This window comes from Aeromonas sp. s9 (assembly GCF_040907765.1).
Taxonomy (GTDB): Bacteria; Pseudomonadota; Gammaproteobacteria; order Enterobacterales; family Aeromonadaceae; genus Aeromonas; species Aeromonas caviae.
The window spans coordinates 22,558-49,154 of sequence record NZ_JBFOCK010000036.1 but is presented as its reverse complement, the minus strand read 5'-3'; the positions used below and the strand labels follow the sequence as shown (position 1 = coordinate 49,154).

The 26,597-nt window shown below is 65.3% G+C and carries 28 protein-coding genes; 13 read left to right on the top strand and 15 right to left on the bottom strand.

The genetic code is table 11. The features are described 5' to 3' along the window. Positions 1-10 precede the first annotated feature (10 nt). Together AB5Y54_RS06835 and AB5Y54_RS06830 are read right to left on the bottom strand one after the other, a co-directional pair. On the bottom strand, positions 11-625 hold the full coding sequence (locus AB5Y54_RS06835; protein ID WP_041212366.1) for a superoxide dismutase: 615 nt from the start codon (positions 623-625) through the stop codon (positions 11-13). Between the two features lie 23 nt (positions 626-648). Further along, positions 649-1,074, bottom strand: a complete 426-nt coding sequence (locus AB5Y54_RS06830; RefSeq protein ID WP_104456048.1) for a hypothetical protein — start codon at positions 1,072-1,074, stop codon at positions 649-651. Between the two features lie 305 nt (positions 1,075-1,379). Here AB5Y54_RS06830 and AB5Y54_RS06825 point away from each other — a divergent pair, with 305 nt between their 5' ends. Beyond that, positions 1,380-2,291, top strand: coding sequence for a triacylglycerol lipase (locus AB5Y54_RS06825; RefSeq protein ID WP_199769585.1), 912 nt, complete (start codon positions 1,380-1,382; stop codon positions 2,289-2,291). Further along, positions 2,288-3,028 (top strand): lipase secretion chaperone, encoded by a 741-nt coding sequence (locus AB5Y54_RS06820; protein WP_368153399.1) that lies wholly within the window; start codon positions 2,288-2,290, stop codon positions 3,026-3,028. The genes AB5Y54_RS06825 and AB5Y54_RS06820 overlap by 4 nt, the downstream gene beginning before the upstream one ends. A gap of 54 nt (positions 3,029-3,082) precedes the next feature. Here the strand turns inward: AB5Y54_RS06820 and AB5Y54_RS06815 are convergent, their stop codons facing one another. The 3 genes from AB5Y54_RS06815 to sgrR are packed head-to-tail and all read right to left on the bottom strand — an operon-like array spanning position 3,083 to position 6,012. Further along, on the bottom strand, positions 3,083-3,796 hold the full coding sequence (locus AB5Y54_RS06815) for a hypothetical protein (RefSeq protein WP_010672732.1): 714 nt from the start codon (positions 3,794-3,796) through the stop codon (positions 3,083-3,085). 30 nt (positions 3,797-3,826) lie between these two features. Then, a complete protein-coding gene (locus AB5Y54_RS06810; RefSeq protein WP_010672731.1) occupies positions 3,827-4,222 on the bottom strand; it encodes a thioesterase family protein in 396 nt (131 codons plus the stop codon). A 35-nt stretch (positions 4,223-4,257) separates the two neighbouring features. Continuing rightward, complete coding sequence (sgrR, locus tag AB5Y54_RS06805) at positions 4,258-6,012, bottom strand: HTH-type transcriptional regulator SgrR (RefSeq protein ID WP_266139944.1); 1,755 nt, start codon at positions 6,010-6,012, stop codon at positions 4,258-4,260. Positions 6,013-6,113: 101 nt separating this feature from the next. Here sgrR and AB5Y54_RS06800 point away from each other — a divergent pair, with 101 nt between their 5' ends. The 3 genes from AB5Y54_RS06800 (at position 6,114) to AB5Y54_RS06790 (ending at position 8,436) form a co-directional block, all read left to right on the top strand. Further along, entirely contained in the window at positions 6,114-6,290 is a 177-nt protein-coding gene (locus AB5Y54_RS06800; protein ID WP_080988754.1) for a hypothetical protein, read from the top strand. 139 nt (positions 6,291-6,429) lie between these two features. Then, complete coding sequence (locus AB5Y54_RS06795; RefSeq protein WP_201956627.1) at positions 6,430-7,698, top strand: O-acetylhomoserine aminocarboxypropyltransferase/cysteine synthase family protein; 1,269 nt, start codon at positions 6,430-6,432, stop codon at positions 7,696-7,698. Between the two features lie 108 nt (positions 7,699-7,806). Further along, positions 7,807-8,436 (top strand): glutathione S-transferase family protein, encoded by a 630-nt coding sequence (locus AB5Y54_RS06790; protein WP_160836805.1) that lies wholly within the window; start codon positions 7,807-7,809, stop codon positions 8,434-8,436. 124 nt (positions 8,437-8,560) lie between these two features. Here AB5Y54_RS06790 and AB5Y54_RS06785 read toward each other — a convergent pair whose 3' ends face one another. Then, on the bottom strand, positions 8,561-9,736 hold the full coding sequence (locus tag AB5Y54_RS06785; RefSeq protein ID WP_236275943.1) for an iron-containing alcohol dehydrogenase: 1,176 nt from the start codon (positions 9,734-9,736) through the stop codon (positions 8,561-8,563). A 186-nt stretch (positions 9,737-9,922) separates the two neighbouring features. Between AB5Y54_RS06785 and AB5Y54_RS06780 the strand changes: the two genes are divergently transcribed. Beyond that, complete coding sequence (locus tag AB5Y54_RS06780; RefSeq protein WP_368153398.1) at positions 9,923-10,507, top strand: hypothetical protein; 585 nt, start codon at positions 9,923-9,925, stop codon at positions 10,505-10,507. 100 nt (positions 10,508-10,607) lie between these two features. On the opposite strand, the gene AB5Y54_RS06775 is transcribed toward AB5Y54_RS06780, so the two are convergent. The 4 genes from AB5Y54_RS06775 to AB5Y54_RS06760 form a co-directional block, all read right to left on the bottom strand. Continuing rightward, positions 10,608-11,033: a hypothetical protein gene (locus AB5Y54_RS06775; RefSeq protein ID WP_216944981.1), complete on the bottom strand. Its 426-nt coding sequence runs from the start codon at positions 11,031-11,033 to the stop codon at positions 10,608-10,610. Positions 11,034-11,258: 225 nt separating this feature from the next. Beyond that, positions 11,259-12,005 (bottom strand): SDR family oxidoreductase, encoded by a 747-nt coding sequence (locus AB5Y54_RS06770; protein WP_041212266.1) that lies wholly within the window; start codon positions 12,003-12,005, stop codon positions 11,259-11,261. A gap of 42 nt (positions 12,006-12,047) precedes the next feature. Continuing rightward, positions 12,048-12,284 carry a DUF3624 domain-containing protein gene (locus AB5Y54_RS06765; protein ID WP_039039791.1) on the bottom strand — a complete coding sequence of 79 codons (237 nt, stop codon included), beginning with the start codon at positions 12,282-12,284 and terminating at the stop codon, positions 12,048-12,050. Beyond that, a complete protein-coding gene (locus AB5Y54_RS06760; protein WP_042864525.1) occupies positions 12,281-12,754 on the bottom strand; it encodes a GNAT family N-acetyltransferase in 474 nt (157 codons plus the stop codon). Before AB5Y54_RS06760 ends, AB5Y54_RS06765 begins: the two co-directional genes overlap by 4 nt. Before the next feature lie 187 nt (positions 12,755-12,941). Between AB5Y54_RS06760 and AB5Y54_RS06755 the strand changes: the two genes are divergently transcribed. Together AB5Y54_RS06755 and AB5Y54_RS06750 are read left to right on the top strand one after the other, a co-directional pair. Then, positions 12,942-14,384 (top strand): RimK family alpha-L-glutamate ligase, encoded by a 1,443-nt coding sequence (locus AB5Y54_RS06755; protein ID WP_010672720.1) that lies wholly within the window; start codon positions 12,942-12,944, stop codon positions 14,382-14,384. Positions 14,385-14,408: 24 nt separating this feature from the next. After that, a complete protein-coding gene (locus AB5Y54_RS06750) occupies positions 14,409-14,939 on the top strand; it encodes an MgtC/SapB family protein (RefSeq protein ID WP_216944980.1) in 531 nt (176 codons plus the stop codon). A 55-nt stretch (positions 14,940-14,994) separates the two neighbouring features. Here the strand turns inward: AB5Y54_RS06750 and AB5Y54_RS06745 are convergent, their stop codons facing one another. Together AB5Y54_RS06745 and AB5Y54_RS06740 are read right to left on the bottom strand one after the other, a co-directional pair. Continuing rightward, the gene (locus tag AB5Y54_RS06745) at positions 14,995-16,611 is read right to left on the bottom strand and encodes an alpha-amylase family protein (RefSeq protein WP_216944979.1); all 1,617 of its coding nucleotides are present in this window, start codon (positions 16,609-16,611) and stop codon (positions 14,995-14,997) included. A 117-nt stretch (positions 16,612-16,728) separates the two neighbouring features. After that, positions 16,729-17,007: a DUF2442 domain-containing protein gene (locus AB5Y54_RS06740; protein WP_041214353.1), complete on the bottom strand. Its 279-nt coding sequence runs from the start codon at positions 17,005-17,007 to the stop codon at positions 16,729-16,731. Positions 17,008-17,265: 258 nt separating this feature from the next. Here AB5Y54_RS06740 and AB5Y54_RS06735 point away from each other — a divergent pair, with 258 nt between their 5' ends. Continuing rightward, positions 17,266-19,230 carry an LTA synthase family protein gene (locus tag AB5Y54_RS06735; RefSeq protein ID WP_216944978.1) on the top strand — a complete coding sequence of 655 codons (1,965 nt, stop codon included), beginning with the start codon at positions 17,266-17,268 and terminating at the stop codon, positions 19,228-19,230. A gap of 55 nt (positions 19,231-19,285) precedes the next feature. Here the strand turns inward: AB5Y54_RS06735 and AB5Y54_RS06730 are convergent, their stop codons facing one another. After that, a complete protein-coding gene (locus AB5Y54_RS06730; RefSeq protein ID WP_010672715.1) occupies positions 19,286-19,756 on the bottom strand; it encodes an Lrp/AsnC family transcriptional regulator in 471 nt (156 codons plus the stop codon). 149 nt (positions 19,757-19,905) lie between these two features. On the opposite strand from AB5Y54_RS06730, the gene AB5Y54_RS06725 reads away from it, so the two are divergent. Then, the gene (locus tag AB5Y54_RS06725) at positions 19,906-20,424 is read left to right on the top strand and encodes a tyrosine-protein phosphatase (protein ID WP_223945520.1); all 519 of its coding nucleotides are present in this window, start codon (positions 19,906-19,908) and stop codon (positions 20,422-20,424) included. A gap of 6 nt (positions 20,425-20,430) precedes the next feature. On the opposite strand, the gene metA is transcribed toward AB5Y54_RS06725, so the two are convergent. Next, a complete protein-coding gene (gene metA, locus AB5Y54_RS06720) occupies positions 20,431-21,378 on the bottom strand; it encodes a homoserine O-succinyltransferase (RefSeq protein WP_010672713.1) in 948 nt (315 codons plus the stop codon). A gap of 144 nt (positions 21,379-21,522) precedes the next feature. Between metA and AB5Y54_RS06715 the strand changes: the two genes are divergently transcribed. Both AB5Y54_RS06715 and AB5Y54_RS06710 read left to right on the top strand, forming a co-directional pair. Next, on the top strand, positions 21,523-22,767 hold the full coding sequence (locus AB5Y54_RS06715) for an HD-GYP domain-containing protein (RefSeq protein ID WP_029313584.1): 1,245 nt from the start codon (positions 21,523-21,525) through the stop codon (positions 22,765-22,767). Between the two features lie 28 nt (positions 22,768-22,795). Then, positions 22,796-23,971, top strand: coding sequence for a CinA family nicotinamide mononucleotide deamidase-related protein (locus AB5Y54_RS06710; RefSeq protein WP_216944976.1), 1,176 nt, complete (start codon positions 22,796-22,798; stop codon positions 23,969-23,971). On the opposite strand, the gene AB5Y54_RS06705 is transcribed toward AB5Y54_RS06710, so the two are convergent. Then, the gene (locus AB5Y54_RS06705; RefSeq protein WP_010672710.1) at positions 23,968-24,483 is read right to left on the bottom strand and encodes a metal-dependent hydrolase; all 516 of its coding nucleotides are present in this window, start codon (positions 24,481-24,483) and stop codon (positions 23,968-23,970) included. The genes AB5Y54_RS06710 and AB5Y54_RS06705 overlap by 4 nt on opposite strands. A gap of 394 nt (positions 24,484-24,877) precedes the next feature. On the opposite strand from AB5Y54_RS06705, the gene AB5Y54_RS06700 reads away from it, so the two are divergent. Next, entirely contained in the window at positions 24,878-26,542 is a 1,665-nt protein-coding gene (locus AB5Y54_RS06700) for a DUF342 domain-containing protein (protein WP_042864529.1), read from the top strand. Positions 26,543-26,597: the final 55 nt, after the last annotated feature.

Below are 26,597 nucleotides of genomic sequence, written 5' to 3'. Positions count from 1 at the left end.
TTTCCGGCGATCAGGCCAGAGCCACCACGTAACGCCGTGCCACCTCGTCCCAGTCGATCACGTTGTAAAACGCGGCTATGTAGTCGGGACGCTTGTTCTGGTACTTGAGGTAGTAGGCATGCTCCCACACATCCAGCCCGAGTATGGGGGTGAGCCCCTCCATCAGGGGGCTGTCCTGGTTCGCGCTGCTCACCACCTGCAACTTGCCGCGCCCATCGACCACCAGCCAGGCCCAGCCGCTGCCAAAACGGCTCAACGCCGCCTGGGTAAAGGCCTGTCTGAAGGATTCCAGCCCACCCAGATCCCGCTCGATCGCTGCGGCCAGCTCGCCGTCCGGCTCGCCGCCGCCCTGCGGACTCATCACCTGCCAGAACAGGCTGTGGTTGGCGTGACCGCCGCCGTGATTGCGCACCGCCCCCTGCACCTGGGCCGGCAGGCTGTCGATACGGGCAAGCAATGCCTCCAGCGGCAGGGCAGCCAGCTCCGGCAGATCGGCCAGGGCGGCATTGAGGTTGGTGACATAAGTCTGATGGTGACGGCTGTGATGGATCTCCATGGTCTTTGCATCGATATGGGGTTCCAGCGCGTCATAGGCGTAAGGAAGGGCTGGCAGGGTATGGCTCATGTTCATTGTCTCTCCTGTTGGGCTCAATGCAGTTGATGGGCAGAGCCGGTCTGACACAGACATTGACCCAGGCTGCGCTGGATGCCGTCGTGATGACCGTGTTTGCCCAGAAAGGCGAGCAGCTCGGTACGGGTGCTGCGGGCGTGGCGAACAGCCGCCTCCCGCAGGGCAGCGGAACTGGTGGGGGACTGGCTGGTGGCCAGCAGGCAATCATGGATGTGACACAGCAGGTCGGCGGCCCGATCCGGCAGGGTCATGGCCACCAGCAGATCCGCCAGGTTGTGATGGGCCACCACCAGGGCCGCCACCGCTTCGTCGGCATCGTGCCACTCGGCAAACTGCTGGCGGGCAAGCCACAGCGCCTGCTGATAGCAGTCGAGCGCCCTGGCGTACTCCCCCGCATCGAAATGGCGGTTGCCACTCAGGGTCTGCGCCTTCCAGTGCGCCATGCTGCTGTCCGCTCCGGTGGTACCGACCCACCCCTTCACCCAGGTTCCCGTCATGACTCTACCACTCAAATGATAATAATTATTATTTAACTTATTTGATGAGCAGACACAAGGAATAGTTGGTGCCGCCTTTTTTGCCCATATGGGTAGGGTTTTTCTGCAATCCCCGGTTTAGTGATCCCATCCACAGATACATTTGAGTTCAGCCACCATGCTGCCGGTACTGGCATGAGGCCGGTGGCTGCCCGGTGACGACCCCCGGTGACGACCAGAGTGCAGCCGGTTTTTTCACAAGGACGGTGAAGATGAAAAGATGGCTATTGATGCTGTTGTGCGCCCTGCCCATGCTGGGTCAGGGGGCCGGTTATACCCAGACCCGCTACCCCATAGTGCTGGTGCACGGTCTGTTCGGTTTCGACAAGCTGCTCGGAGTCGATTACTTCTACGGCATCCCCCAGGCCCTGACCCGGGATGGCGCCAAGGTTTACGTGGCCCAGGTCTCCGCCACCCAGAGCTCGGAGCTGCGCGGTGAACAGCTGCTCAAGCAGGTGCAGCAGGTGCTCGCCATCACGGGGGCGGAGAAGGTGAACCTCATCGGCCACTCTCACGGTGGCCCCACCATTCGCTACGTCGCTTCGGTCGCCCCCGAGTTGGTCGCTTCCGCCACCAGCGTGGGCGGGGTCAACCATGGCTCGGAGATCGCCGACCTGGTGCGGGCCAAGGTGACGCCGGGCTCGGCGGCCGAAGGTCTGGCGGTGGCCGCCGCCTCGGCCCTGTCCGGGGTCATCTCGCTGCTCTCCGGGGGCAGCCAGCTGCCGCAGGATCCCCTCGCAGCCCTCGACGCCCTCACCAGCACCGGCGCCCAGCGCTTCAACCAGCGCTATCCGGAAGGGCTGCCGAGCCAGCATTGCGGTGAAGGGCCCATGCAGGCCGCCAACGGGGTCTACTACTTCTCCTGGAGCGGACGCGGCACCATGACCAACATCCTGGATCCGGTGGATCCGGCGCTGGCGCTGACCGGCAGCTTCTTCAAGGAGCCCAACGATGGCCTGGTCGGAGTATGCAGCAGCCACCTCGGCAAGGTGATCGGCACCCACTACCGCATGAACCATCTGGACGAGGTGAACCAGTCGTTCGGCATTCGCCACCTGTTCGAGACCGACCCGGTCAACCTCTATCGCCAGCACGCCAACCGCCTGCAGAGGCTGGGACTATGAACAGGGCATGGCTGATGGCTGCTCCGCTGGCGGCGGCCCTGCTGCTGGGGGGCTGGCAGTATTGGACCTCCGCTGACGCAACCGCCCCTTCGCCGCAACATGCAGGGCCCGCTTCCCCTCTGGTCAGGCAGGCCGCACCGCCGTCGGATAAGTCCTCGCTGCAGGCCCGCCATGAAGCCTTTCTCGGGGCCGAGGGCAGCCTGACGGTGCCGGCGGATCCGGGCCTCGCCAGCTTGCAGAAGCTGTTCGACGAGCGCGAACAGTTGCGCAGGCAGCGTTTCACCCCGGTCGAGCAGGAGCAGCTGTTTGCCGAGGACAGGCTGATGGAGCAGTGGACCCTGCGCTGCAAGGCGCTGGCGGAGTCCAGCGATGCCGACAAGCCGCTGCTGGCGAGCGAGCTGGAGCTCTGGCTGGCGGAGCAGCCCCAGTGGTTTCGGGAGGCGGAGGCCAACAGCCGCCTGCTCGGCGATCTGCAGGCTCTGGAGCAACTCCCCGCAGTAGGGCGTGACGCCGCACTGCGCGAACAGTTGGGACCGGAGGCGGCAGACCGGTTGCACCAGCTGGCAGAGAGCCAGCAGGGGTTCGAGCAGCAGTTGGCCGGCTATCTGGCCGAGATCAGGCCCCTGCCTGCCGAGGCCCGTGCCAGCCAGCAGCCGGAGATCCTGGCACGCTGGTTCGAGCCCGGTCAGTGGCGACGGGTGGAGGCCCTCACCCGGCTCACCCTGGGCGAGCAGTAACCGGCATGAAAAAGGGGCCCGCAAGTGGGCCCCCATTCTTTGACGCTGCCGCCCTTACTGCGGCTTGTTGGCCCCCGGCAGCGGCTGCCAGGTGAGGCGAGTCACCCGGTTGCCCTGCACCTCGCAGGTGAGGCAGAGATCCTGCCACCCCTTCTCCTGGCGCAGGGAAACTTCTCCCTTGATGCCCTCTGCACTCCTCTTGAGTTTGGCCGGCTCGAAGGTCACCTTGTCACCTCCGGCAAGCGCCATCAGCTTGCCATTGCAGAGCCACTGGGCGAGCTCGGCCCCCTTGAGCTTGACGCCCCCCTTGTCAGCCTTCTCCTCGGCGGTGCTCGGTGCAAACAACCCGCCCAGCTCGGCCGCCCGTCTGGTCAGCCAGGCTTCCCGCTGCTGCATGCTCATCTTGCTGACAAACTCCGCAGGCTGCCCCTTGTCGTCCAGCCATTGGGTCAGCTTGCCACTGTCATCGAAGGCGAACTGAGCGGCGGGCTCCTTCACCCCGAACAGCTTGCCGCCCTTGAAGTAGTAACGGCTCTCCCCTTCCTGTTTGCCCTGCTCGTTCAGGATGGGCACGGCGATGATGACGGGCGTGCCGTCGACCCAGGCCTTGATGTCAACGCCATCGTGGCTGAACAAGCGGGTATCGAGGGCGCTGTCGGCCCCCTTCTCCATCAGGGTGAACTGCTCGGCCAGGGAGGCGGCGAATGAAGGCAGGGAGCAGAGTCCCAGTCCCAAGCCGAGGCTCAGGGCGATCGCGGTTGTGCGCATAAGTGTCCTGTGGTGGGCCCGAAGGCCGGATTAACTCTCTACCAGCCAGACCCTCAGTCCCTCCCGGTGAGCCTCGCTCAAAGGGATGGACTGCCGGGTCCGGTAGTCAAAATGGATCAGGGTCGTCTCGGCGGTCACCGCCAGCTCGCCGCCCTGCCAGGCTTCCTGCCAGAGCGTGAAGGAGCTGGTACCGATACGCCGCACGCCGGTCTTGATCGACACCATCTGGCCATAGAACAGCTCCCGTTTGAATTGCACCGTGTAGCCCGCGATGATCAGATGCCAGTCATGCACATCCAGCTCAGGCGAGAAGAGGCGAAACAGGGGATCACGGGCCGATTCAAACCAGACCGCCGGCACCGTGTTGTTGATGTGGCCGAGGGCGTCCGTCTCTTGAAAACGGGGTTGGATCTGCATTTCCAGCATGGATGTCGACTCCTTGTCGTAGGACCGCGCACAGGCTAGCGCGCCAACCCGTCCGACTCAAGCGTCCCTGCCTGGGGGTGAGAGCCACCGCCAGTTTCCGGCTCCTGCGCCACCTGCTCGGGCTTTAACCAGGCGCAGCGAAAATCGAACCAGCCAAGGGCCGTCATGCGCACACCGTGCACGCCGACCCGGCTCTCCAGCTCCAGCCAGTGATGAAACAGCGGCACGAACCAGCTCTGGCGCTGCACCTCGGCCAGCAGGGCGCGGGGGCCGGGCTCTTCACCATGGGCGCGCCACTGCGTCAATCCCTGCCACAGGGCCTGCTGGCCGCCCCACACCCGGCGCAGCAAGGGGGTGCCCTGAAGCCAGGCGTAAGGGGCGAAGGCGTGCTCATGCTCCAGGTTGAGGGTGCCGAACCAGAGATCCACATCTTCATCCTCCCCGCTCACCCAGCGCCCGTAGTCCAGGGTACGCACCTCGAGCTGGATCCCCTGCTCTGCCAGCAGGCTGCTCATGGCGCTGGCGCACTCGTTGAACTCCAGATGCTGGTTGAAGCAGGCCAGTACCAGCCGCGCTGGCAGGCTGACCGGGCCGGACTCGGGAAGAGGCAGGCTCTCGCGCCAGTGGGGCAGGAGACCCAGCGCGCTGGTCCAGCCCCGCTGCAGCTCGGGCGCCACCCGGGCCATCAGGGCGATGGGGTTGAGCAGCCGGGTCAGCCACTGGCGCAGGGCCGGGTCCTGCAGGGGGGCCGATCTGTCGTCCTGCAGCAGGAAGTAGCAGCCGGACTCGAGTTCGGACTCCCCGCGCATGGAGCCAAGCTCCGGGGTGTCGCTGCCCAGCCTGACGTGGCTCTCCAGCCGCTCCGCCAGCTCCGGCAGCATCCAGATGTCGATCTCGTCGAGCAGGGCCCGGAGCCCGAAGTAGTCGTCAAATGCTTCGAGGCACAGGTGCAGGGGATCGTTGGCGCTCACCCGATAGGGGCCGGTGCCCACCGGCTGCAGGGCGAAATTCGCCTCCCCCTTGAGCTCCCGTGGCAGGATGGCCGCCACCGGCTCGGCCAGCAGGTGCGGCAGCAGAGGATCCGGGCTGTCGAGATGGATGTCCAGGGTGCGCGGCCAGCGGCTCTCCAGCCGTGCCAGATGGGCGAACAGCGGGCGATCCCGCAAGGCCTGCAGGCTCTCCATCACATCCTCCACCACCAGTTCGCGGCCATGGTGAAAACGCACCACGGGGCGCAGATAGAAGCGCCAGTGACAGGGGGCCAGACACTCCCAGTAGTGGGCGAGATCCCCCTCGATTTCCCCATTTTCCTCGTTTCGCCGGGTCAGACCGTTGAAGATCTGGCGGCTCAGGTGAATTTCGGAGCGACGCAAGGGCGCGGTGGGCAACAGACCGGGCAGGGGCCGGTAGTAGGGCACCCGCAGGATCTGGCGCCCCTCCCGGGTGGCCTGGCCGAGCTGCTCGATAAGCAGCGGGGTGAGCAGATCCAGGCGATCTTCGGCCAGCCGCACCGCCTGCGCCAGCTGGCCCTGACTCAGCAGATCCCGCAGCCGGCGCCGGGTCAGGCTCTCCTGGTTGTCCAGCATGGTGAGGCGGGAGCGCCGCCCCCGCCCTGCCTCCGCCGTCCAGCACAGCCAGCCCTGCCCTTCCATGCGGCGCAGCAGCAGGCGTGCATTGCGCGTGGTGCAGCAGAGCAGGTCCGCCACCTCGGCGAGGCTGATTTCCCGCTCGTCGCAGCCAAGCTGCTGGGCGAGCCGTTGAAATTGCTGATAAAGGCGGCTAGTAGGCATAAAAGAGGAAATCCTGTCTCTGAAAGTCATCAGTTTTTTACTTCCGCATTTTAGCTCAATACTGCTGGCGAACGTGAGAACCACTGCACAGGAGCACCATCATGAGCCACGCCAACCCCCTCAAACCGAACCGGATCCAGCAAACCCTTCGTCGCTACTTCCTGAGGATCCTGCCCCGCCCTCTGACGCTGGTCGAAGATCCCATGGTGCAGCTCAACCGCCTGATGCAGTGGGACATGCACCAGATAGACGACAGGGAGTATCGCCGCCGTCTCTGAGGTCGCCGTCACAGGCGCCATCCGGTCACCGCCATCCCCCGGCATTGCTTTGCCGGATTGGGTGGTTTACATCGGCGCTGGGCCTGATAGATTGGACGTCTATCCATCCATAATGGTGACATCCAACAAGGAGTGTGTGATGAAAGATGCGACCCTGGCCCTGCACCACGGCTTTGCCAACGACCCCACCACCAAGGCCGTTGCCGTGCCCATCTACCAGACGGTGGCCTACGAGTTCGAGAGCGCCCAGCACGGGGCGGACTTGTTCAATCTGGCGGTGCCGGGGAACATCTACACCCGCATCATGAACCCCACCAACGATGTGCTGGAGCAGCGGATGGCCGCGCTGGAAGGGGGCATCGCCGGCCTGGTGGTCTCGGCGGGCTCCGCCGCCATCACCTACGCCATCCAGGCGCTGACCGCCGCCGGTGACAACATCGTCTCCACCCCCCAACTCTATGGCGGCACCTACACCTTGTTCGCCCACATGCTGCCGAGCTTCGGGGTCGAGGTACGCTTCGCCAAGGATGACAGCGCCGAGGCCATCGCCGCCCTCATCGATGACAAAACCAAGGCGGTCTACTGCGAGAGCATCGGCAACCCGGCCGGCAACATCGTCGACATCGCCGCCCTGGCCAAGGCCGCCCACGCCCGCGGCGTGCCGCTCATCGTCGACAACACGGTCGCCACTCCGGTCTTGTGCAAACCCATCGAACACGGCGCCGACATCGTGGTGCACAGCCTGACCAAATATGTCGGCGGCCACGGCAACTCCCTGGGAGGCGTCATCGTCGACTCGGGCAAGTTCCCCTGGGCGGATCACGCCGAGCGCTTCCCCCAACTGACCCAACCCGAGCCTTCTTATCACGGGGTGGTCTACACCGAGGCCTTCGGCCCGGCGGCCTTCATCGGCCGGGTGCGCACCGTGCCGCTGCGCAATACCGGCGCGGCGCTGGCGCCGATGAACGCCTTCCTGCTGCTGCAGGGGCTGGAGACCCTGAGCCTGCGCATGGAGCGCCACGTGGACAACGCCCTGCGGGTCGCCCATCACCTCAGGCATCACCCCAAGGTGGCCTGGGTCAGCTACGCCGGTCTGCCGGGTCACCCCCACTACCCGCTGGCGGAGAAGTACATGGCCGGTCGCCCCTCGGCCATCCTCTCCTTCGGCCTGAAGGGGGGCTACGAGGCGGGCGTGCGCTTCTACGATGCACTCAAGATCTTCAAGCGGCTGGTCAACATCGGCGACGCCAAGTCCCTGGCCTGCCACCCCGCCTCCACCACCCATCGCCAGTTGAGCGAAGAGGAGCAGGCCAAGGCTGGAGTGAAACCTGAGATGATCCGGCTGTCGGTGGGGATCGAAGCCATCGAGGACATACTGGCGGATCTGGATCAGGCGCTGGAGGCCTGAGTCAATCGACGAAGGAGCGGGCACCACGCCCGCTCTTTTTCATCCATAAGTGAACCTGCTGCCGGGGCGCTGCGTATCACCGCCTTCCGTCACTGCGTCGAGGTTTTCATGATAGTCCTGCACCACCTGAACAAATCCCGCTCCCAGCGCATCATCTGGCTGCTTGAAGAGCTGGGCCTGCCCTACCAGATCAAGGCCTACCAGCGCGATGCCGCCACCTTCCTGGCGCCGCCCGAGCTCAAGGCCGTCCACCCCCTCGGCAAGTCGCCGGTCATCGAGTTTGACGGCCGGGTGCTGGCGGAATCCGGTGCCATCACCGAATACCTGATCGCCCGCCACGCTCCGGAACGGCTGGCACCGGCCACTGACAGCCCGGAGTATCCCGAATACCTGCAGTGGCTCCACTTCGCCGAGAGCTCCGGTATTCTGCCGCTGCTGCTCGATATGTTCGTGCGCAAGGATGGCAGCCCGATGCGCTTCCTGCCGGACTACGCCAAAGCCGAGTGTACCAAGGTGCTGGGCTACCTCGATGAGGTGCTGGCAAGCCGCCACTACCTGGTGGCCGATCGCCTCACCGGCGCCGACATCCTGAACTCCTTCCTGGTGGATCTGCTGGCCCAGAGCGGCCAGCTGGCCCAGTTCCCGCATCTGCAAGCCTACTGGCAGCGCCTCAATACCCATCCGGCCCGCCAGAAGGCGGCAGCGCTGGAGCGCGAGCTGGACCGCAGCGCCGAATAAACGGCAGTGCCCCGGTGACACCCTGCAAAACGCCCCGATGATCGGGGCGTTCTCTTTTCCGTTGGCCAGCCGGTGATCAGAGGGCGAGGGAAAGGATCCGCGCCACTATGGTTGCCAGGATGACTTACAGCGCGTGGGACAGGATCCTGGCTACCTTGTCGGGATCAATGTCCTGCTGCTCCCCGAGGGCGGTCAGCCCGAAACGCTTGAGGTTGGAGCAGATACCGGGGATGCAGCTCTCGCTCAGCCCGTAGTCGGCAAGCCGGGTACCCACCCCCATCTGCTGGAAGAACTGCTCGGTGCGGATGATGGCCTCCTCGATCCGCAGTGCCTTGTCCTCGCGGCTGGAGTGCCATACCCGCTCGGCGAACTGCGCCAGCTTCTCCTGCTTCTGGGCCGATTGCTCCCGCAGCAGGGAGGGCAACACCACAGCCAGGCTCTGGGCATGATCCAGCCCGTGCAGGGCGGTGAGCTGGTGACCGATGGCGTGGGTGGACCAGTCCTGGGGCACGCCGCGACCGATGAGGCCGTTGAGCGCCAGGCTGGCCGCCCACATCAGGTTGGCGCGCACCTGGTAGTTGGTGGGCTCCGCCAGCGCGCGCGGACCGTTGTCCACCAGCACCTGCAGCAGCCCTTCCGCCAGCCGGTCCTGCACCTCGCCCCCCACCGGGAAGGTGAGGTACTGCTCGAGGATGTGGACGAAGGCATCCACTACGCCATTGCCCACCTGGCGCGGTGGAAGGCTGTAGGTGGTGGCGGGATCCAGCACCGCAAACACCGGTTGCACCAGCGGATTGTAGAAGGAGAGCTTGGCCTCCCCCCGGCTCACCACGGCGGCGGGGTTGCTCTCCGAGCCGGTGGCCGGCAGGGTCAACACGCAGCCCAGCGGCAGCGCTGCCTTGATGGGGGCCTTGTCCCGCAGGATCTCCCAGGGATCGTCCCCCTCGAAGCAGGCAGCGGCGGCCACGAACTTGGTGCCATCCACCACGGAGCCGCCACCCACCGCCAGCAGGAAGTCGATGCGCTCGCGCTTGACCAGGGCCACCGCCTCCATCAGCTGATCGTACTGGGGGTTGGCGCCGATGCCGGGAAACTCCAGCCACTCCCGGCCCGCCAGCGCCTGGGTCAACTGCTCATAGACCCCGTTCTTCTTGATGCTGCCCCCCCCGTAGAGCACCAGCAGACGGCTGCCGGCCGGGATGAGCTCGGGCAGCCTGGCGATCTGGCCTTCACCAAAGCAGATGCGGGTGGGATTGGCATATTGGAAGTTGTACACGGCAGAGCCCTCGGTTGATTGCATGCAGGGGAATTGTGCGCCTGCCGTGCCATCAGGTCAAAAAACGGGATCCTGTCGTCAAAAATACGATGCCAGCTTGCCGATGCCGGGCGCTCCTGCCCGGCTTTGCTATGGTGATAGCGGGAAGACGCGCTCGTCGCCCCCTCAAGCCCCTCCCGGGGTCCCTTTCCCACTCACTGGGTCTCTATCATGAAACTGAAGCACGCCTGGATTGCGGGTGCCCTCACCCTCTGTGCCCCTCCCCTGCTCTATGCCGCCGAGGTCACCACCCATGTGGCCGTGGCCCCCGGACAAGCCAGTCTGGCCGAAGAACTGACGGCCAGGGCAACCGTCACCGCCATCGACCTGGCCACCCGCAAGGTCAGCCTGAAAAATGCCGAAGGGCAGACCCTGGATCTGATCGCCGGGGAGGAGGTGACCAACCTTCCCCAGCTCAAGGTGGGAGATGTCGTGGCCTTGAGATATCTGCAACTGCTGGACCTGACCCTGCTTAAGGGCACCGCCGGGGTGAGAAAACGGGTGGTGGAAGTAGAAGGGGGCAAGGCGGCCGCCGGGGAGAAACCCGCAGCCGGCGTCGGCATGCAGGTAACCATCTATGCCGATGTCATCGACGTGGACAAGGCGCACCAGACCATCCGGGTCAAGGGGGTTGACCATACCCTGACCCTCAAGGTGCAGGATCCGGCCCAGTTCGCCCTCATCGCCAAGGGGGATCAGATCAAGGCCGTGCAGACCACCGCCATCGCCATCGGGATCGCCCCCCAGAGTCCCTGAGCCCTGACCACGGCAGGCCGTGCCTCCCACGGCCTGCCGGCCCCGTGGCAAGGGGGCAACCCCTTGCCTTTAACGCCCAAGGATTGCCGTTTGAATCACATCATGCCTGGGAGGCGGATTTGCCGGTGAGGCGATCCATGGCCTCCTTGAGCATGGCATCGCGCTGCGCGGCCAGGTCCTTGCTCTGCGTTTCGCTCTCCTCGGCAGAGAGCGTCTTGTCATCCGCTATCCCCTTGAGCTGACGCTCGAGATCGTCAAATTTTTTGCGATCAAAGCCCAGGGCCTTGTCCACCATCTGCTGCACCCGCGCATCCTTGACGCCACCGGTCAGGACTGTGTTCTTGCCGTTCCTGGCCAGATGCTCGTAGGTCAGCGCCTGCTGCGCCTTGCCGGTCAGCACCTGACTGGAGAGGCTGACCTGCTGAGACCAGCCGCTCTGCTTGTCGTCGCTGTCGCTGAGGGTCGCCAGGGCACGGTTCTGGGACGCGCTCTGGGCAAGTTGATGACCATAGGGTTTGATATCCATGAAGGCTCCACGCTCACTGCCGGCCTCGCCGGCTCCGGGGATGGGTTCCCCGCCATGGGCCGGAGACAGCAAAATGCAGGCCAACTTGAGTACCCCCCTCTTTCGACGGTTCAGCACGGGGTCGCAACACGCCTCCTCCTGCACTCCATGACGAGTGCGACCAGACCCATCAAAAAAAGGCGCCCGAAGGCGCCTCTTGTGGACAGAAGTCGGCTCGTCATGACATCAGCGACGGCTGATGTGGAGCGGACCGAAGGTCTGGGCCACCGGCATGATCTCGATGCTGTTGATGTTGACGTGGGCAGGCTGCTCGCTGATCCAGAGTACGGTATTGGCGATGTCTTCCGGCAGGATGGCCTGCACCCCCTGATAGACGGTGGCCGCCTTGGCGTCGTCGCCGTGGAAGCGCACGTTGGAGAACTCGGTGCCGCCACACAGGCCGGGCTCCACGTTGGTGACGCGGATGGCCGTGCCCGCCAGATCCGCACGCAGGTTGAGGCTGAACTGCTTCACGAACGCCTTGGTCGCGCCGTAGACGTTGCCGCCCGGATAGGGGTAGGTCCCTGCGATGGAGCCGATGTTGATGACGTGGCCACGGTTGCGCGCCACCATGCCCGGCAGCAGCAACCGGGTGATCAGGGTCAAGCCGCTGATGTTGGTTGCGATCATCTGCTCCCAGTCTTCCAGATCCGCCTTGTGGGCAGGCTCCAGCCCCAGAGCCAGGCCGGCGTTGTTCACCAGCAGGTCCACCTGTTGCCATTCGGTCGGCAGCCCCTCGATGGCGGCGCGGGTGGCAGCCTTGTCCTGGACGTCGAACACCAGAGGCAGGAACTGCTCGCCCAGCTCCTCGGACAGGGCGGCCAGCCGTTCGGCGCGGCGCCCGGTGCCGATCACCCGGTGGCCAGCGCTCACCAGCAGGCGGCTGATGGCCTCACCAAAGCCGGACGAGGCGCCCGTTACCATTGCAATCATGTGAACCTCCATTGTTATTTGTCTTCTTGAAAAATCAGCACGTTATATGTCGCGTTTGCCCAGCTTTCGCCATGCGAACACCGCCAGATGCAGCAGGAAAAGACCCGAGCCCCCCAGCGCAAACAGCAGGCCGGTCAGGGCGTTGACCGAGGTATCGGCGCCGCACCACCACCAGACCAGCCAGCCGACGGCCCCGATGAGAAAGGTCTGGGCGGCGCAGACCGGGCAGCGCCCGAGCTTGGCCCTGATGGCCGTGGCCAGGCAATCCTCGCAACTCATGATGGCGCCTGCCGCTCATCCTCCAGCGCCAGCACCAGGCGGTGGGCATGCTGGCCGGGCCCGTAATAATCGGGCAGCCGTACCCCGGGGCGAAACCCCAGCCCCTGATAGAGGGTCCTGGCTTCTGGGTTGGCGTCGGCGACCTCGAGGCGAATCGCCCCCCAGCCGGCCTCGCGCCCTTCACGGATCACCTGCTCCAGCAGGCGGCGTGCCCACCCCTGACGGCGGACGGTCCAGCGGATGGCGAGGGTCTGGATGATGAGACGATCCCAGCCTTTGTGCTCCAGCACGCTCAAATAGCCCATCACCTGCGCCTTCTCGTCTTGCAGCAGCAGGGTGCGCCCCTTGGCCTGATTGAGCAGATAGTGCCAGCGGCTGCGGCCGAAGGCGACCTCGGGGGGAAAACAGTAGCGTTCCAGCTTCACGATGGCGCCCAAATCATCGGCTCGGGCGGCGCGCACGGTCAACACGGGGAGTCCTTGTTCGGTTATTTATCCTCAGCACCAGAAATGCGACTTGTATCACAAGTTACCAAGGCAGAATATTAGGCACTGTAACCTCTTGTTTCCCCTCGCGCCATTGTCGTGCTTGTCGGTGCATCGAAGCCCACTGGGGATCCTGCCGTTTCTGGCAGTCCTTTCTGTGGAGCCTGAAAATATGAGTACCTATGTCATCGTCGAGGAGCCGGGCGACTGGCCCTGCCATGCCGACTATCTGCTGACCGCCCGCACCTACCTGCAACACGGTCTGCCCACCACAGGGGGGCGTCCGCGCATCATCAACCTCTGCCGCAGCCTGGAACACCTGGGGGCCGGTTATTACTGCTCCCTGCTGGCCCAGGCCCGCGGCCACCACTGCCTGCCGGGATTGCAGGCCATCAGCCGGCTGCAACCCCAGCAGCCTCCCGCCAAGCTGTGGCGCAAATTGCAGGGCTGGCTGGCCCAGCAGAGCGAAGACAGGATCCGGGTGCGCGCCATCTTCGGCCAGTGCGAACAGAGCGAGCTGGCGGGGCTCGCCCGCTATTACTACGGCCTGAGCCAGTTGCCGCTGCAGGAGCTGACCCTCAAGCGCGGTCGCCACGGCTGGTCGGTGCGCCAGCAGGAGAGCCTGTCACCGCTGGCGCTGAGCCCGAGCGAGAAGGCGCTGATGGTGCAGCACGCCCAGGCGCTGGTGGGCACGGGGGACGAGGAGCAGACGGCGCCACGCTACCAGCTCGCCATCCTGGTCGACCCCAACGACGGCCGCGCCAGCAGCGATGCCCTGGCGCTGGAGCGTTTCATCAAGGCGGCCGCTGCCCAGGGGATCCAGGCCGAGATCCTGCCTCCCTCGGCCATCGAGCGGTTGCCGGAGTTCGACACCCTCTGGCTGCGCGCCGAGACCGCGGTCGGCCACTACACCTTCGAATTTGCCCGCCGTGCCGAGCAGCTCAAGATGCCGGTCATCGACAGCTCCCGTGCCATCCTCGCCTGCAGCAACAAGCTCTATCTCTACGAGCTGATGGTGCGCAGCGGCGTGCCCATGCCCCCCACCACCGTCGTGACCCGCCGCGGCCGCCAGCATGTGGACGAACTGGTGCAGCGCTTGGGTCTGCCGCTGATGGTGAAGATCCCCGACGGCGCCCAGGGGCGCGACCTCGCCATGGCCAGCGATGACATCCAGCTCGCCCGCCTGCTGGACGAGGGGCTGGCCCGCTCCGCCCTGCTGCTGGTCCAGAGCCGGATCCCTGCCGAGTTCGACTGGCGCATCGGCTTTCTCGACGGCTCGCCGCTGTTCGCCTGCCGCCGCTACCGACCCGAACCCGGCAACCGCATCCGTCGCCGCAAACACCCCCTCGACATGAGCCGCATCGAAGCGCTGCCCCTCAGCGACGTGCCGGAGCGGGTGCTGCAAACCGCCCGCCGCGCCGTGCACCAGCTCGGCAACGGCCTGTTCGGGGTGGATCTGCGCCAGCAGGGTCAGGGCTGCGTGTTGCTGGAAATCATCGACAACCCCTGGATACGTGGCGATATTGAAGACAGGGAGGCAAAGGACCTCTACGAGCGCCTCGCCCGGGCCTTCCGCCAGCGGCTGGAGAACCGGGGGCAGAGCGCGACAGGATAACAAGCATCGCGAGCAGAGGTGGATATGATGACAATGCAGTGGTGGGACATCGCGCCCCTTGGCTGGGAGAACATCCTGGTCTGTCTGATGTGTGGCACCCTGGTGGGGCTGGAGCGGCAGCTTCGCGGCAAGCCGGTGGGGATCCGCACCTCTTCCCTCATCGTGCTCGGCACCTACTGTTTTCTCGCCATCGGCGCCGCCGTCAGTCCTCAGGGCGCCGATCAGGCGCGGGTGCTGGGTCAGCTCATCACCGGGGTCGGCTTTCTCGGGGCCGGGGTCATGATGACCCGGGATGGCCAGGTGCTGGGGGTGACCTCCGCCGCCGCCATCTGGATGCTGGCCGCCCTCGGCGCCCTCATCGGCATGGACATGCTGCATCAGGCGCTGCTGCTCACCGTCGTCACCCTCTCCATCCTGGTGGGGGTGGACTACCTGGAAGCCAGCTTCAAGAGCCTGCGCCGCGGGGTGCACAACCGGCTGGAACACTGGCGCCACGGGGCCGAGCCCTCGGTCTCTTCCCGCCGGGACGATCTGGGCAGCGGCATCGAGAAGTAAGCCGCCACCATGAAAAAGGGCTCCATCATGGAGCCCTTTTTGTTGCCCGCCTCCCTCAGCGCACCAGCAGGAAGCGGCCGGTGAGGGGCGGCAAGTCCACCGTCACGCTGCTGCCACCGATGGCCAGATTCTCGCCGCTCTGCAGATCCACCAGGGCGCTGCCGCTGCGCAGCTTGCCGACCGGCACGGCGTAGCTCTGGGGCGTGGTGGAGACGTTGAGCAGGTAGACTACTTGCTCGCCCGCCGTCTGCTTGATGTCGCCATAGACGCTCCCCTCGGCCACCAGCTTGACCCGCTCCCCCTGATAGAGGGCGGGGTGGGCGGCGCGCAAGGCCAGCAGGTCGCTCAGCCACTGCTTGAGCTCGGCCTGCTCGCTGCTCGGCACGAAGCCGGTGACACCGGGGACCTTGCCATCGCTGCGGGCCACGTGATCATCGCAGAGCCCCTGGGCCGCACAGTCGCCCCCCACCTGAGTGGCAAAGCCAGGCACCTCGTCGCCAAACTCCTCGCCATAGTAGAAGGTAATGGGACCGGAGCGGGCGGCCATGAAGCTGAAGGCCGCCTTGTGGCGCTGCCAGTAGTCCGCCCCATTGAAGTTGCCCCGCTCCAGCAGATCGCCGAAGCGCACCAGATCGTGGTTGCCCAGCATCAGGTTGGGCATGGCATGGTCCGGGTAGTTCTCCACCTTGTTCCAGCTGGCGTCGAGCACGCTGGCCCCCTGCCCGCCTTTGCCGGACTCTTCCACCGCCAGCGCCTGTACCAGGCCGTAGCGCAGGGGGAAGTCGAACGCCGAAGAGAGCGCCGGGTTGTCGCTCGGGCCATAGGCCTGGGCGCGGATCTCGTCAGCGCCCTTCCACACTTCCCCCACCATGTAGCCGAGGGTGCCCCACTGCTGGCCGGCGGCCTTGCGCGCCGCGCTGGCCTGGGCCACCTCGCTGCGAATGGCGCGCCAGTCATCCAGCCCCAACTGATAAGCCTGATCGAGGCGCCAGCCGTCGATGCCGTACTGCTCGACCCAGTAACGGGCCACCTCCTTGAAGTAGGCCAGACTCTCGGGCTGGCCGTAATCCACCAGTTGACCCGGGTAGCCTGCGCCGCCGCTCTTGAGTGCTGGCAGCCGCCCCTCTGGTGAAGGCTTGCTCACCCCCACCTTGTTGACGTGGCCGAACACCCCGTCGAGGAAGACATAGAGCCCGCGCTGGTGCGCCCCGTCCACCAGTTGCTTGAGCTGGGCGTTGCTGCCGAAGTTGGGATCCACGTTGAAGAAGTCGCAGGCGAAGTAGCCGGTGGCATCCAGCCGGTCGTCCCCGGCCTGGCCGGCGCAGGAGTCAAACACCGGCGTGAGCCAGATGGCGTTGACGTTGAGGCTCTTGATGTGGTCGAGGCTGTCGATGATCCCCTGCAGATCGCCGTTGTGCCGGGAGGGGCCGTAGCCGACGCCGTAGTTGGCGCTGCCGTCGCCGTCAACGAAGGACTCCACCATCACCTGGTAGGTGCGCAGGTTGCAGGCTGGCTGATCATTGCCGTAGCAGGCGCGGCTGGCCGACGCGGGGGGCGGATTGACCACCGGGGGCTGGGGGTCACTGCTGCCACCGCCTCCCCCGCTGCCGCAAGCCGTCAGTAACAGGGCGGCCCCGATGAGGCCGCCACGACGCAACGTTCCTTGTTTCATTGTTATGTTCCCGCTGTGGTGGATGGGCGCCCAAAGCGCCGCACTGGGGTCATGATATCGACCTGACCGACGCGGGTCTGTGACTGAAAACGTTACCTGACTCAACGAGTTAGCATGTCAGAATCGATGCATGTTGCGATCGGGGAAGGCGGCGCGCTCGTCGATGGGCAGGATCAGGTGGTAGACCTCGTGGGCCGCCAGGGTGAAGCCCGTGGGCCACGCCAGTTGATGGCGATCATCGATGAAGACACGGGCGAAGCGACGCTCGGTCTCCATGGCCGCAAACAGCGGCTGGCCGCGCCAGGGGGTGAGATCCAGCACGCCTGTGGTGCCGTCGGAGAGCACCACGAACAAAGACCAGCCCTGCATATATTCCACATCGATGAAGACCGGCATCCCTTCGGCTCCGATTGAGAAATCCGGCGCCATTATAGGCACGACCATTGTCTCGATGTGCCAGCAGGATCACAGTTTCCCCAGCGTTTTATGCTCTCTTCGAACCCTGCATCCCGTCACAAAAAAATCATAAAACGTGCCAGCTTCTCCATTTATACCTCCCCCCCATGCAACCTTTGCCAGGCGCCACTGTCATACTCCTGCACCATAACAACAATGCGTCCGGGGACTGGGCGCAAACAGGTTTGCAGGAACAATATGACCACCATCAGACAATGGCTGGGACCGGTTTGGCCCATCGCCGTCTTTTCATTGATCGCGCTCATCTCCCTGACCGTCAGCCGCCTTGGCCTGGGGCTCTGGCAACTGGAACGGGTGGATGCCGTCTCTGGCTGGCAGGAGATGCTGCTGCAAGGCATTCGCGTCGACGTCGCCACCCTCTGCTGGGTCTGGGGCGTACCCGCCGTCTTGACCCAGTTGCTGGCCGGACCCCACGCGCCGGGGCGGCTCTGGATGCAGCTTATCCGGATCTGGCTCACCCTGGGGCTCTGGCTGATGCTCTTTCTCGAGATCTCCACTCCCGCCTTCGTCACCGAATACGGGGTGCGCCCCAACCGTCTCTATGTGGAGTACCTCATCTATCCGAAGGAGGTGCTCTCCATGCTGTGGGCTGGCCGCAAGGGCGAGCTGCTGCTGGCCGTGATCTTCAGCGGCGCCGTGCTGGGCGGTGGCTGGTGGCTGAGCGGCCGCCTGGTGCGTGACCTAAGCTTCCCCCGCTGGTACTGGCGCCCCGCCTTCGCCCTGCTGATCCTCGCCGTCGGCTTCCTCGGCGCCCGCTCCAGTCTCGGCCATCGCGCCCTGAATCCGGCCATGGTGGCCTTTGCCGACGATCCCCTGGTCAACGCCCTCACCGTCAACTCCGCCTACTCCCTCTTCTTTGCCATCAAGCAGATGGGGGCCGAGGAGGATGCCAGCCAGTTTTACGGCAAGATGGCTGACCATCAGGTACTCGACATAGTCCGCCAGGAGAGCGGTCGCCCTCTCGGCGATTTTACCTCTGCCGATCTGCCGAGCCAGACCTTCAACACGGCCAGCTACCAGGGCAAGCCCAAAAACCTGGTGATCCTGCTGCAAGAGAGTCTGGGGGCCCAGTTCGTCGGCTCCCTCGGCGGCCTGCCGCTCACCCCGAACATCGATGCCTTGTCGAAAGAGGGTTGGGCGTTCGAGCAGCTCTACGCCACCGGTACCCGTTCGGTACGCGGCATCGAGGCGGTGCTCACCGGCTTCACGCCGACCCCGGCCCAGGCCGTGGTCAAGCTCGGCAAGAGCCAGACCAACTTCTTCACCATCGCCGACCTGCTCAAGCAGCGAGGCTATGACACCAGCTTCATCTATGGTGGCGAGAGCCACTTCGACAACATGCGCAGCTTCTTCCTCGGCAATGGCTTCACCACCATCGTCGAGCAGAAGGACTTCAAGAACCCGGTGTTCGAGGGATCCTGGGGCGCCTCGGATGAAGATCTGATGGCCAAGGCCAACGAGACCTTCGCGGCGCTGCACAAGGAGGGCAAACCCTTCTTCAGCCTGGTGTTCAGCTCCAGCAACCACGATCCCTTCGAATTCCCCGACAACCGCATCGCCCTGTACGAGCAGCCCAAGCAGACCCGCAACAACGCCGCCAAGTACGCGGACTACGCCGTCGGCGAGTTCTTCAAGAAGGCCAGGGCATCGGACTACTGGAAGGACACCCTGTTCCTGGTCATCGCCGATCACGACAGCCGGGTCGGGGGAGCCAGCCTGGTGCCCATCCCCCGCTTCCACATCCCGGGGGTCATCCTGGGGGACGGCATAGCACCGAGAAAGGACCCCCGCATCGTCAGCCAGATCGACATGGCCCCGACCCTGCTCTCCCTCATGGGCATCAGTGCCGACTACCCCATGCTGGGCAAGGATCTCACCCGCATGCCCGCCGACTGGCCGGGACGCGCCATTATGCAGTACGACAAGAACTTCGCCCTGATGCGCGGCAAGGACGTGGTGATCCTGCAGCCCGAGCGGGCGCCGGAAGGCTTCATCTACGAGGATGCGACCGAAACGCTCACCCCGGCGCAGCAGCCAGGCGCCATGAAAGATGCCGCCCTGGGGCTGGTCCTGTGGGGCAGCCTGGCCTATCAGCAGGGGCTCTACCGGACGGCGCAGGACAGCCGGCTGGCTCTCAACTGAGGAACCGCCCACAAAAAAACCGCCCTCGGGCGGTTTTTTCTTGCGGCTAGCCCCGTCAGGGGTGGGGGAAGCAGGGAAGCGAGCGGCTGAACCTGTGCTCGAACACCAGGGAGGTCTCGAGGTGCACCACCTCTTCCCGGGAGGTGAAGTGATCGAAGACGAAATTGCGCAGGTGTTCGGTATCGGAGACGCACAGGTGCACCAGGAAATCATCCTTGCCGCCCATGTGGAACAGGCTGATCACCTCGGGCAGGGCCAGGATGGCGTCGCGAAACGCATCGATGATCTGGCGGCTGTGACGGGCCAGTTGCAGGGAGACCATGGCCTGGATGTGACCGCCCAGGGCCTGGTAATCCACCTCGCAGTGCGCCCCCTTGAGCACGCCATCCTGCTGCAGCTTGCGCACCCGCTCCAGACAGGTGGACGGCGCCACCCCGACCAGGGCCGCCAAATCCTTGTTGGTCATGCCCGCATCGCGAAACAGATGGGCCAGGATGTCCAAGTCCAGTTGATCCAGGTTTCTCATCTTTACTCCTTGCATCGCTCGATTTTTTTAGACTCTGCCCGTAAACCGGGCCGAACACAACGCAGATTGACATCGCCTCCGGCCCCTCTATGCTGTGCCGCACCCGCGGGATGCCGATCCCGTTGACCCCGACCACCACGAGGAACCCCATGCTCAGTGCCCATCCCTTCTGGAGCCTGGACGTTCCACGGCTCGACGGCCAGCTCCTGCTCACCCCCTGCCCCGGCAGCCAGCAGGTCCCCATGGCCGACGCCCTTGCCCAGTTGCAGTTGGCCGGTGCCGGCGGGGTGCTGACCCTGATGACGGTGGAGGAGCTGGCCCTGTGCGGGCCCCTCTCTCTCGGGCAGCTGGTGCAGGCCAGAGGCATGAGCTGGTTCCATCTGCCCATTGCGGATGACGAGGCACCGGATGCCGCCTTCGAACAGGCCTGGCCCGGGGTGCAACCCCGACTGCTCGCCCTGCTACGCGAGGGACGGCACCTTGCCATTCACTGCCACGGAGGAAGCGGGCGTACCGGGCTGGCGGCCGCCCTGCTGCTGATGACCCAGGGGCTGCCCCAGCAGGAGGCCATGACCCTCATCCGGGCCAGACGGCCACGGGCCTTCACCCTGGCCTGCCACCGTCACTGGCTCGATACCCGTGGACGGCTGCTGGCCGGGGCGGACTGATGGGCTCTATCCCTTGGGCTGCTGGTAGGTAAACACCTTGCCGATGTCTTCCACCTTGTAGCTGGTCAACTGGTAGACGTAATAGTTGAGCCAGTTGGAAAACAGCAGGTGACCGTGGCTGCGCCAGGTGGCGCGCGGGGTCTGGCTTGGGTCGTTGTTCGGGTAATAGTTGACCGGAATGACGGGGGTGAGCCCGGCCGCCAGATCCCGCCGGTATTCCCCATCCAGGGTCAGGGCGTCATATTCCGGGTGGCCGGTGACGAACACCTGGCGACAATCCTTGGTGGCGGCCAGATAGACGCCCGCCTCTTCCGACTCGGCGAAGATCTGCAGATCGGTGTGGGCGCGGATGAGATCCCCGTCGAAGGCCGCATAGCGGGAGTGGGGCGCCACGAATTCATCATCGAAGCCGCGCAGCAGCGCCTCGTGCTCGTCGAGGCGGTGGTGGCGATAGACCCCGGAGAGCTTCTCGCCGTGGGTCTGCTTTTCCATGCCGTACAAGGCTTTCAGCGCCGCCTGCACCGCCCAGCAGAGGAAGAGGGTGGAGGTGACATGCTGATGGGACCACTCGATGATCTCGACGATGCGGGGCCAATAGACCACCTCCTCGAACTCCACCAGCCCGAGCGGCGCCCCCGTGATGATCATGCCGTCGTAGTTGTTGCCTCTCACCTGCTCGAAGTCGTGATAGAAGTTCTCCAGGTGCGCCTGGGGCGTGTTTTTCGACTCCCGATCGTCGATGCGCAACAGATCCACGTCCACCTGCAAGGGCGAGTTGGAGAGCATCCGCATCAGCTGGATCTCGGTTTCTATCTTCTTGGGCATCAGATTGAGGATGAGCACCCGCAGCGGGCGGATGTTCTGGGTGACGGCCCGGGATTCCGTCATCACGAAGATGTTCTCCTGCCCCAGCACTTCGGCGGCGGGCAACTGGTCCGGGATCTTGATCGGCATGCTGACTCCCTGTACTGCATCGGTAAATATGTCTGGACATCTAGAAGCCTATAATAAAGCGCTCCCGCTGTCATCAGATACCTTTTGTATTCACCCCGCCCTTTGACTAGCATACGGCTCAGTGTGTCCCTCGTGCCCAACCCCATGACAGGAATCAAGATCTCCGTAGAACGGCTGCAAGTCGGCAATTATGTCTCCCTGCCTTTGGGATGGCGTGAGCACCCGTTTCTGTTCTCCAGCTTCAAGCTCAAGAGCGAGGAGGAGATCGAGCTCATTCGTCGCCTTGGCCTCAAGCTGGTGACCATCATTCCCGACAAGAGCGACACGCCGCCCAAGCCCCTCGGCCAGACCCAGCCCCAGGCAGATGAGGTTGAGGGGGAGGGTCTCGTCGCCCGCCAGGAGGAGATGCAGCAGGAGAAACTGCGGCGCATCGAGCAGTTGCAGCGCTATCGCCGCGACCTGCAGCAGTGCGAGAAACAGTTCCGCCAATCCCTGGCCCAGGTGCGCAACCTGATGGGCAAGATCCAGTCCCGCCCCCTCAACGCCATCAGCGAGGCCCAGGAGCTGATCAACGCCATGACGGAGCAGCTCCTCTCGGTGGACGAGATGGTGCTGCACCTGGTCTCCGACAGCGATGATGGCAACAGCCTGCAGTTTCACTCCCTCAACGTCAGCGTGCTCAGCATGCTGCTCGCCCGGGAGTGCAAGTTGCCGGCCGAGGCGATCCGCCAGGTCGGCATGGGGGCCCTGTTCCACGACATCGGCAAGCTGAGGATCCCGAGCCAGATCCTGCGCAAAACGGAGCCGCTGACCAAGCCGGAGCAGAACCTGATGGCCCAGCATCCCCGCTACGGCCTGGAACTGCTGGGGCTCGTCAGTGATTTTCCGGAAGCAGCCAAGCAGATAGTGCAGAACCACCACGAGTACCTGGACGGCACCGGCCCCCAGGGGCTCAAGGGCGATCAGCTCGATCCCCTCACCCAGATCGTCTCCCTCATCAACGAGTACGACAACCTCTGCCACCTGGAGGCCAAGGTGCCCTACGCGGCCCTCGGCAGCCTCTACAAGCAGCGCAAGTCCCAGTTCAACGCCGATCACCTCGGCATGCTGATCCGGCTGATGGGGGTCTATCCCCCGGGCAGCGTGGTGCAGCTCTCCAACGGCCAGGTGGGGCTGGTGATGTCGGTCAACGCCTCCCGCCTGCTCTACCCCGCCGTGCTGGTATACGACCCCCGCATTCCGCGCCAGGAGGCGGCCATCATCGACCTCGACGCGGCCGGGCTGACCATCGCCAAAGTGATCCAGCCCAAACGCCTGCCCCCGGCGGTGTTCGAATACCTCAACCCCCGCACCCGGATCAGCTACTACTTCGAACACGGCAAGCCCTGAGAGGGCTGGCCCCACCCAAGGAGTCCCCATGCGCATCGAGATCATCAGCACAGGCGACGAGATAGTGACCGGCCTGGTGGTGGACACCAATGCCGCCTGGCTCAGCGCCCTCTTGCTGGAGCAGGGCTGGCAGGTGCGCCGCCGCGCCACCGTGGGGGACAACCTCGCGGATCTGACAGCCGTGCTGCAGGAGAGCGCCAACCGCGCCGAGGTGGTACTGGTGTGCGGGGGGCTCGGCCCCACGGCGGACGACCTCACCGCCCAGGCCGCGGCCGAAGCGTTTGACCAGCCCCTGACCCTGTTCCCGGACTGGCTCGCCACCATGGCCGAACGCTATGCCAGCCGGGGCCGCACCATGGCCCGGAGCAACACCAAGCAGGCCTGGCTGCCCCGGGACTGCGAGATCCTCGACAACCCGGTGGGCACCGCCTGCGGCTTTGTGGTCTGCCACCCGGCCAGCCACGGCCAGAGCCGGCTCTTCTTCACCCCGGGCGTGCCGTTCGAGTTCAAGCAGATGGTGCGCGAACAGATCATGCCCCGCCTCAGGGCGCTGGCCGGGGAAGAGACCGACACCGAGCTGCGCCGTTTCTACACCTTCGGCGTCTCGGAGTCCGCCCTCAGCGACATGCTGGATGCGGCCCCCTGGCCTGCCGGCATCGAGCTGGGCTACCGCTCCTCCATGCCCCTCATCGAGCTCAAGCTCATCGGTCACGGTGCCAGCACCGCCGACATGGACGCCGCCGAGGCGAGGCTGCTTGCGGCCATCGCCCCCTGGCTGGTGGGGCGTGGCAACGAGACGCCTGCCAGCCAGATCCTGGCCCTGCTGGGGGAGCGGTCGCTGCACCTGCAGGAAGGGGAGAGCCGGGGCGCCCTGCTGGCCATGTGTCACGGGCACCCGGCCCTGACCGCCGGTTTCAGCCACACCCTGAGCGACGATCTGACTCAACTGGCGGTGCCCGCCGCCCCCCTGAGCCTCACCATAGGCCGTGCCGGGCCGGACGGCGTGCCGCTGCTGCTCTGCGCCGACGGGCAACTGCACGGCCAGACGCTCAAGGTCAGCCACCCGGATCCCGCGAGCGGTCGCCGGATCCTCGCCTTCGCCGCCCTCGACATGCTGCGCCGCCACCTGCTGGGGCTGCCGGTGCTCGCCGATTACCTCACCCTGACCCGAACGGCCAGATGCCAGAAGGGCGCCCGGGGCTAGAAGTGAGCCAAGCCTGCGCCGCCATGGACCCAGTACCCGGCGAGCGCCAGGGTCAGCAGGCAGAAGGCCCTCTCGTAGCCCCCGCCGCTCTTGAGGGGCAGGCCGGGCAGGCGAAAGCGCCGACGCCAGGGCCAGAGCAGGGGAATGCCCATGGGGGTGAGCCAGTCCCCCAGCAGATGGCTGAGATAGCCCACGATGAGGGCATCCTTCACCGCCCCCGACAGCAACCAGGGGGCTTCCACCTGGGCCAGCCCCCAGACCCCCATCCCCACCGCCAGCAGGCTGTGGGTGAAACCGCGATGGCCGAACAGCCGGGAGAGCGGTCCCGAGATCCAGGGCAGTTGCCGCCCGAGCAGGGAGCGGGGGTGATCGAGATCCGGCAGCAGGGCGCTCGCCAGGGCCATGGGGACGATGTGCCACAGGCTGGCATCGGCCAGGGCCGGAGTCAGTTCGACCTTGTGGGCAAGCAGGACGCAAGTGACGGAAAACAGCAGGTGGCCTTGGGCGGTCATGGGGCTCGTTCGATTGGACAGAAAAAGGGGCTGATCGGTGGCGACCAGGGTCCTCGCCCTGGGGCGGCGGCAGATTAAAATCCTTCTCTTCCTTCCTGGCAAGGTGATTTGCATCGCCAACTTCAACGTGGTTGACACTCTGGATAGAGAAAGCATAAAAAGTCAGCATATTGCGCTAAAAAACTGCAATGGAGCCCATGGCATGGCCGGCTCCGCCCCTCTCCCGTCAGCCGATATTTCCTCAACCCGGCTCACCCATTTGCATTCAGATCGTTGACCCGGAAGGAAAAATACCCGAATACTGCGCGTTGGATCCGCCCCGGCGGCATTGGATGCCGGCAAGGAGAGGCCCCGGCATGGGGCAAACCGGACAGGGACAACGAAGGAGGGCCCGGTGTTAAGCAAAGCGTGGTTTCAGCTCTCGGCCGACATGAGCTATGTCTGCCTGCGCATCACCCCGGGCCTCACCGAGCCCATCCAGGAAAGCGACGTCCTGGCCCTGCTGCGACTCTCCAACTGTCGGCGCTACGAACCCCTCGGCGAGGGGATCCGCGAAGCCGTCACCCTGCTCAACGCCCTCATCGCAGAGCCGGATGCCCCCGCGCATCCACCAGTCCCCATTGCCCGGCGCCAGGATGCCAGGCTGCTCATCCAGGTGGACAAGGACCAGATGAGCGCCAGGGCGCAGATCACCGCAGACTGGGGCGGCCAGCCCCTGACCCTGGCCCGGTTGCAGGAGGCCCTGGCGGCCAGCACGGTCAAGCAGGGGGTGAGTGAGCGACTGCTTGCCGCCGCCATCCAGGCGGCGGGTGAGGCGGCCCCCGGTGCCCAGCTCAATCCCGTCATCGCCCTCGGCAAGGCCGCCAGGCACGGCCTGGATACCCGCCTGGAGCGGCTGGTGGAGACCGCAGCCGAGCGGATCCTCAAACCCCAGGAGCGGGATCACGGCAAGGTGGACATGCGCGACCTCGGCACCCTGCTCACCGTCAAGGCGGGGGCGTTGCTGATGCGCAGGCACCCCGCCACCCAGGGCATCGACGGCTTCACCGTGACGGGCCAGACCCTGACCGCCCGCCACGGCAAGGAGAGCGCCATGACGCCGGGTGACGGCACCTGCCTCTCCCCCGAGGATCCGGACCTGCTGCTGGCGACACGCCCGGGGCTCCCCTGTCAGGAGCGTGCCGGGATGCGGGTCGACGAGGTGCTCAACGTCAAGCAGGTCGACATCCGCCACGGCCACGTCGAGTTCGAGGGATCGCTGCTGGTCACCGGGGACGTCATGCCCGGCATGCGCGTCAAGACCAGCGGGGACGTGGTGATCGGCGGCTTCGTCGAGGGCGGCTACATCGAATCCGGCGGCACCATCACGGTGCGCAACGGCATCATAGGGCGCAAGCTGGCGGACGACGAATACCTCTGCCACCTCAACGCCGGGGGGGAGATCCACGCCAGCTATGCCCAGTACGCCAGGCTGGAGGCCGATGGCGACATCCATATCCTGAGCCAGCTCAGCCACTGCTATTGCCGCAGCGGCCAGGATCTCAAGGTGGGGGACAGCGCCATGCGCAAGGGGCACCTCATCGGCGGCATCAACATCGCCAACCGGCTCATCATGGCCCCGGTGCTCGGAGCCTCGGCGGCCAACCGGACCCGGTTGCAGATCCTCGGTGGCTATTTCAGCCAGAAGGAGCAGGAGCTGGCGCTGCGCCAGCGCAAACAGACCTGCGCCGAGCAGATAGACAAGCTGCAGGATCTCATCCTGCGGCTGCTGCAACTGCCCCGTGACAAGCGCAATCCCGAGACCCTGCAGAAGATCAAGGCGCTGCGCACCCGCCAGTTCGACGAGAGCAAGAGCCTGGACGAGCAGCTCGCCGAGGCGCAGCGGGAGCTGCAGGCGCTCATGGCCAACATGGACATCATCGCCACCCAGCGCCTCTTCCCCGGCGTCGAGGTAGAGATGGCCCATCACCACAACAGGGTCGACATCGAGCACGGCCCCATCCACTTCGCCATCCGGGAAGATCAGCTGCAACTGACCCCCTACCAGGGCCAGCGCTGAGGGGCAACGTGCCCCCGCGTCGGCAGGCGGCGTGATCCCGGCGGCGATTTTCGCT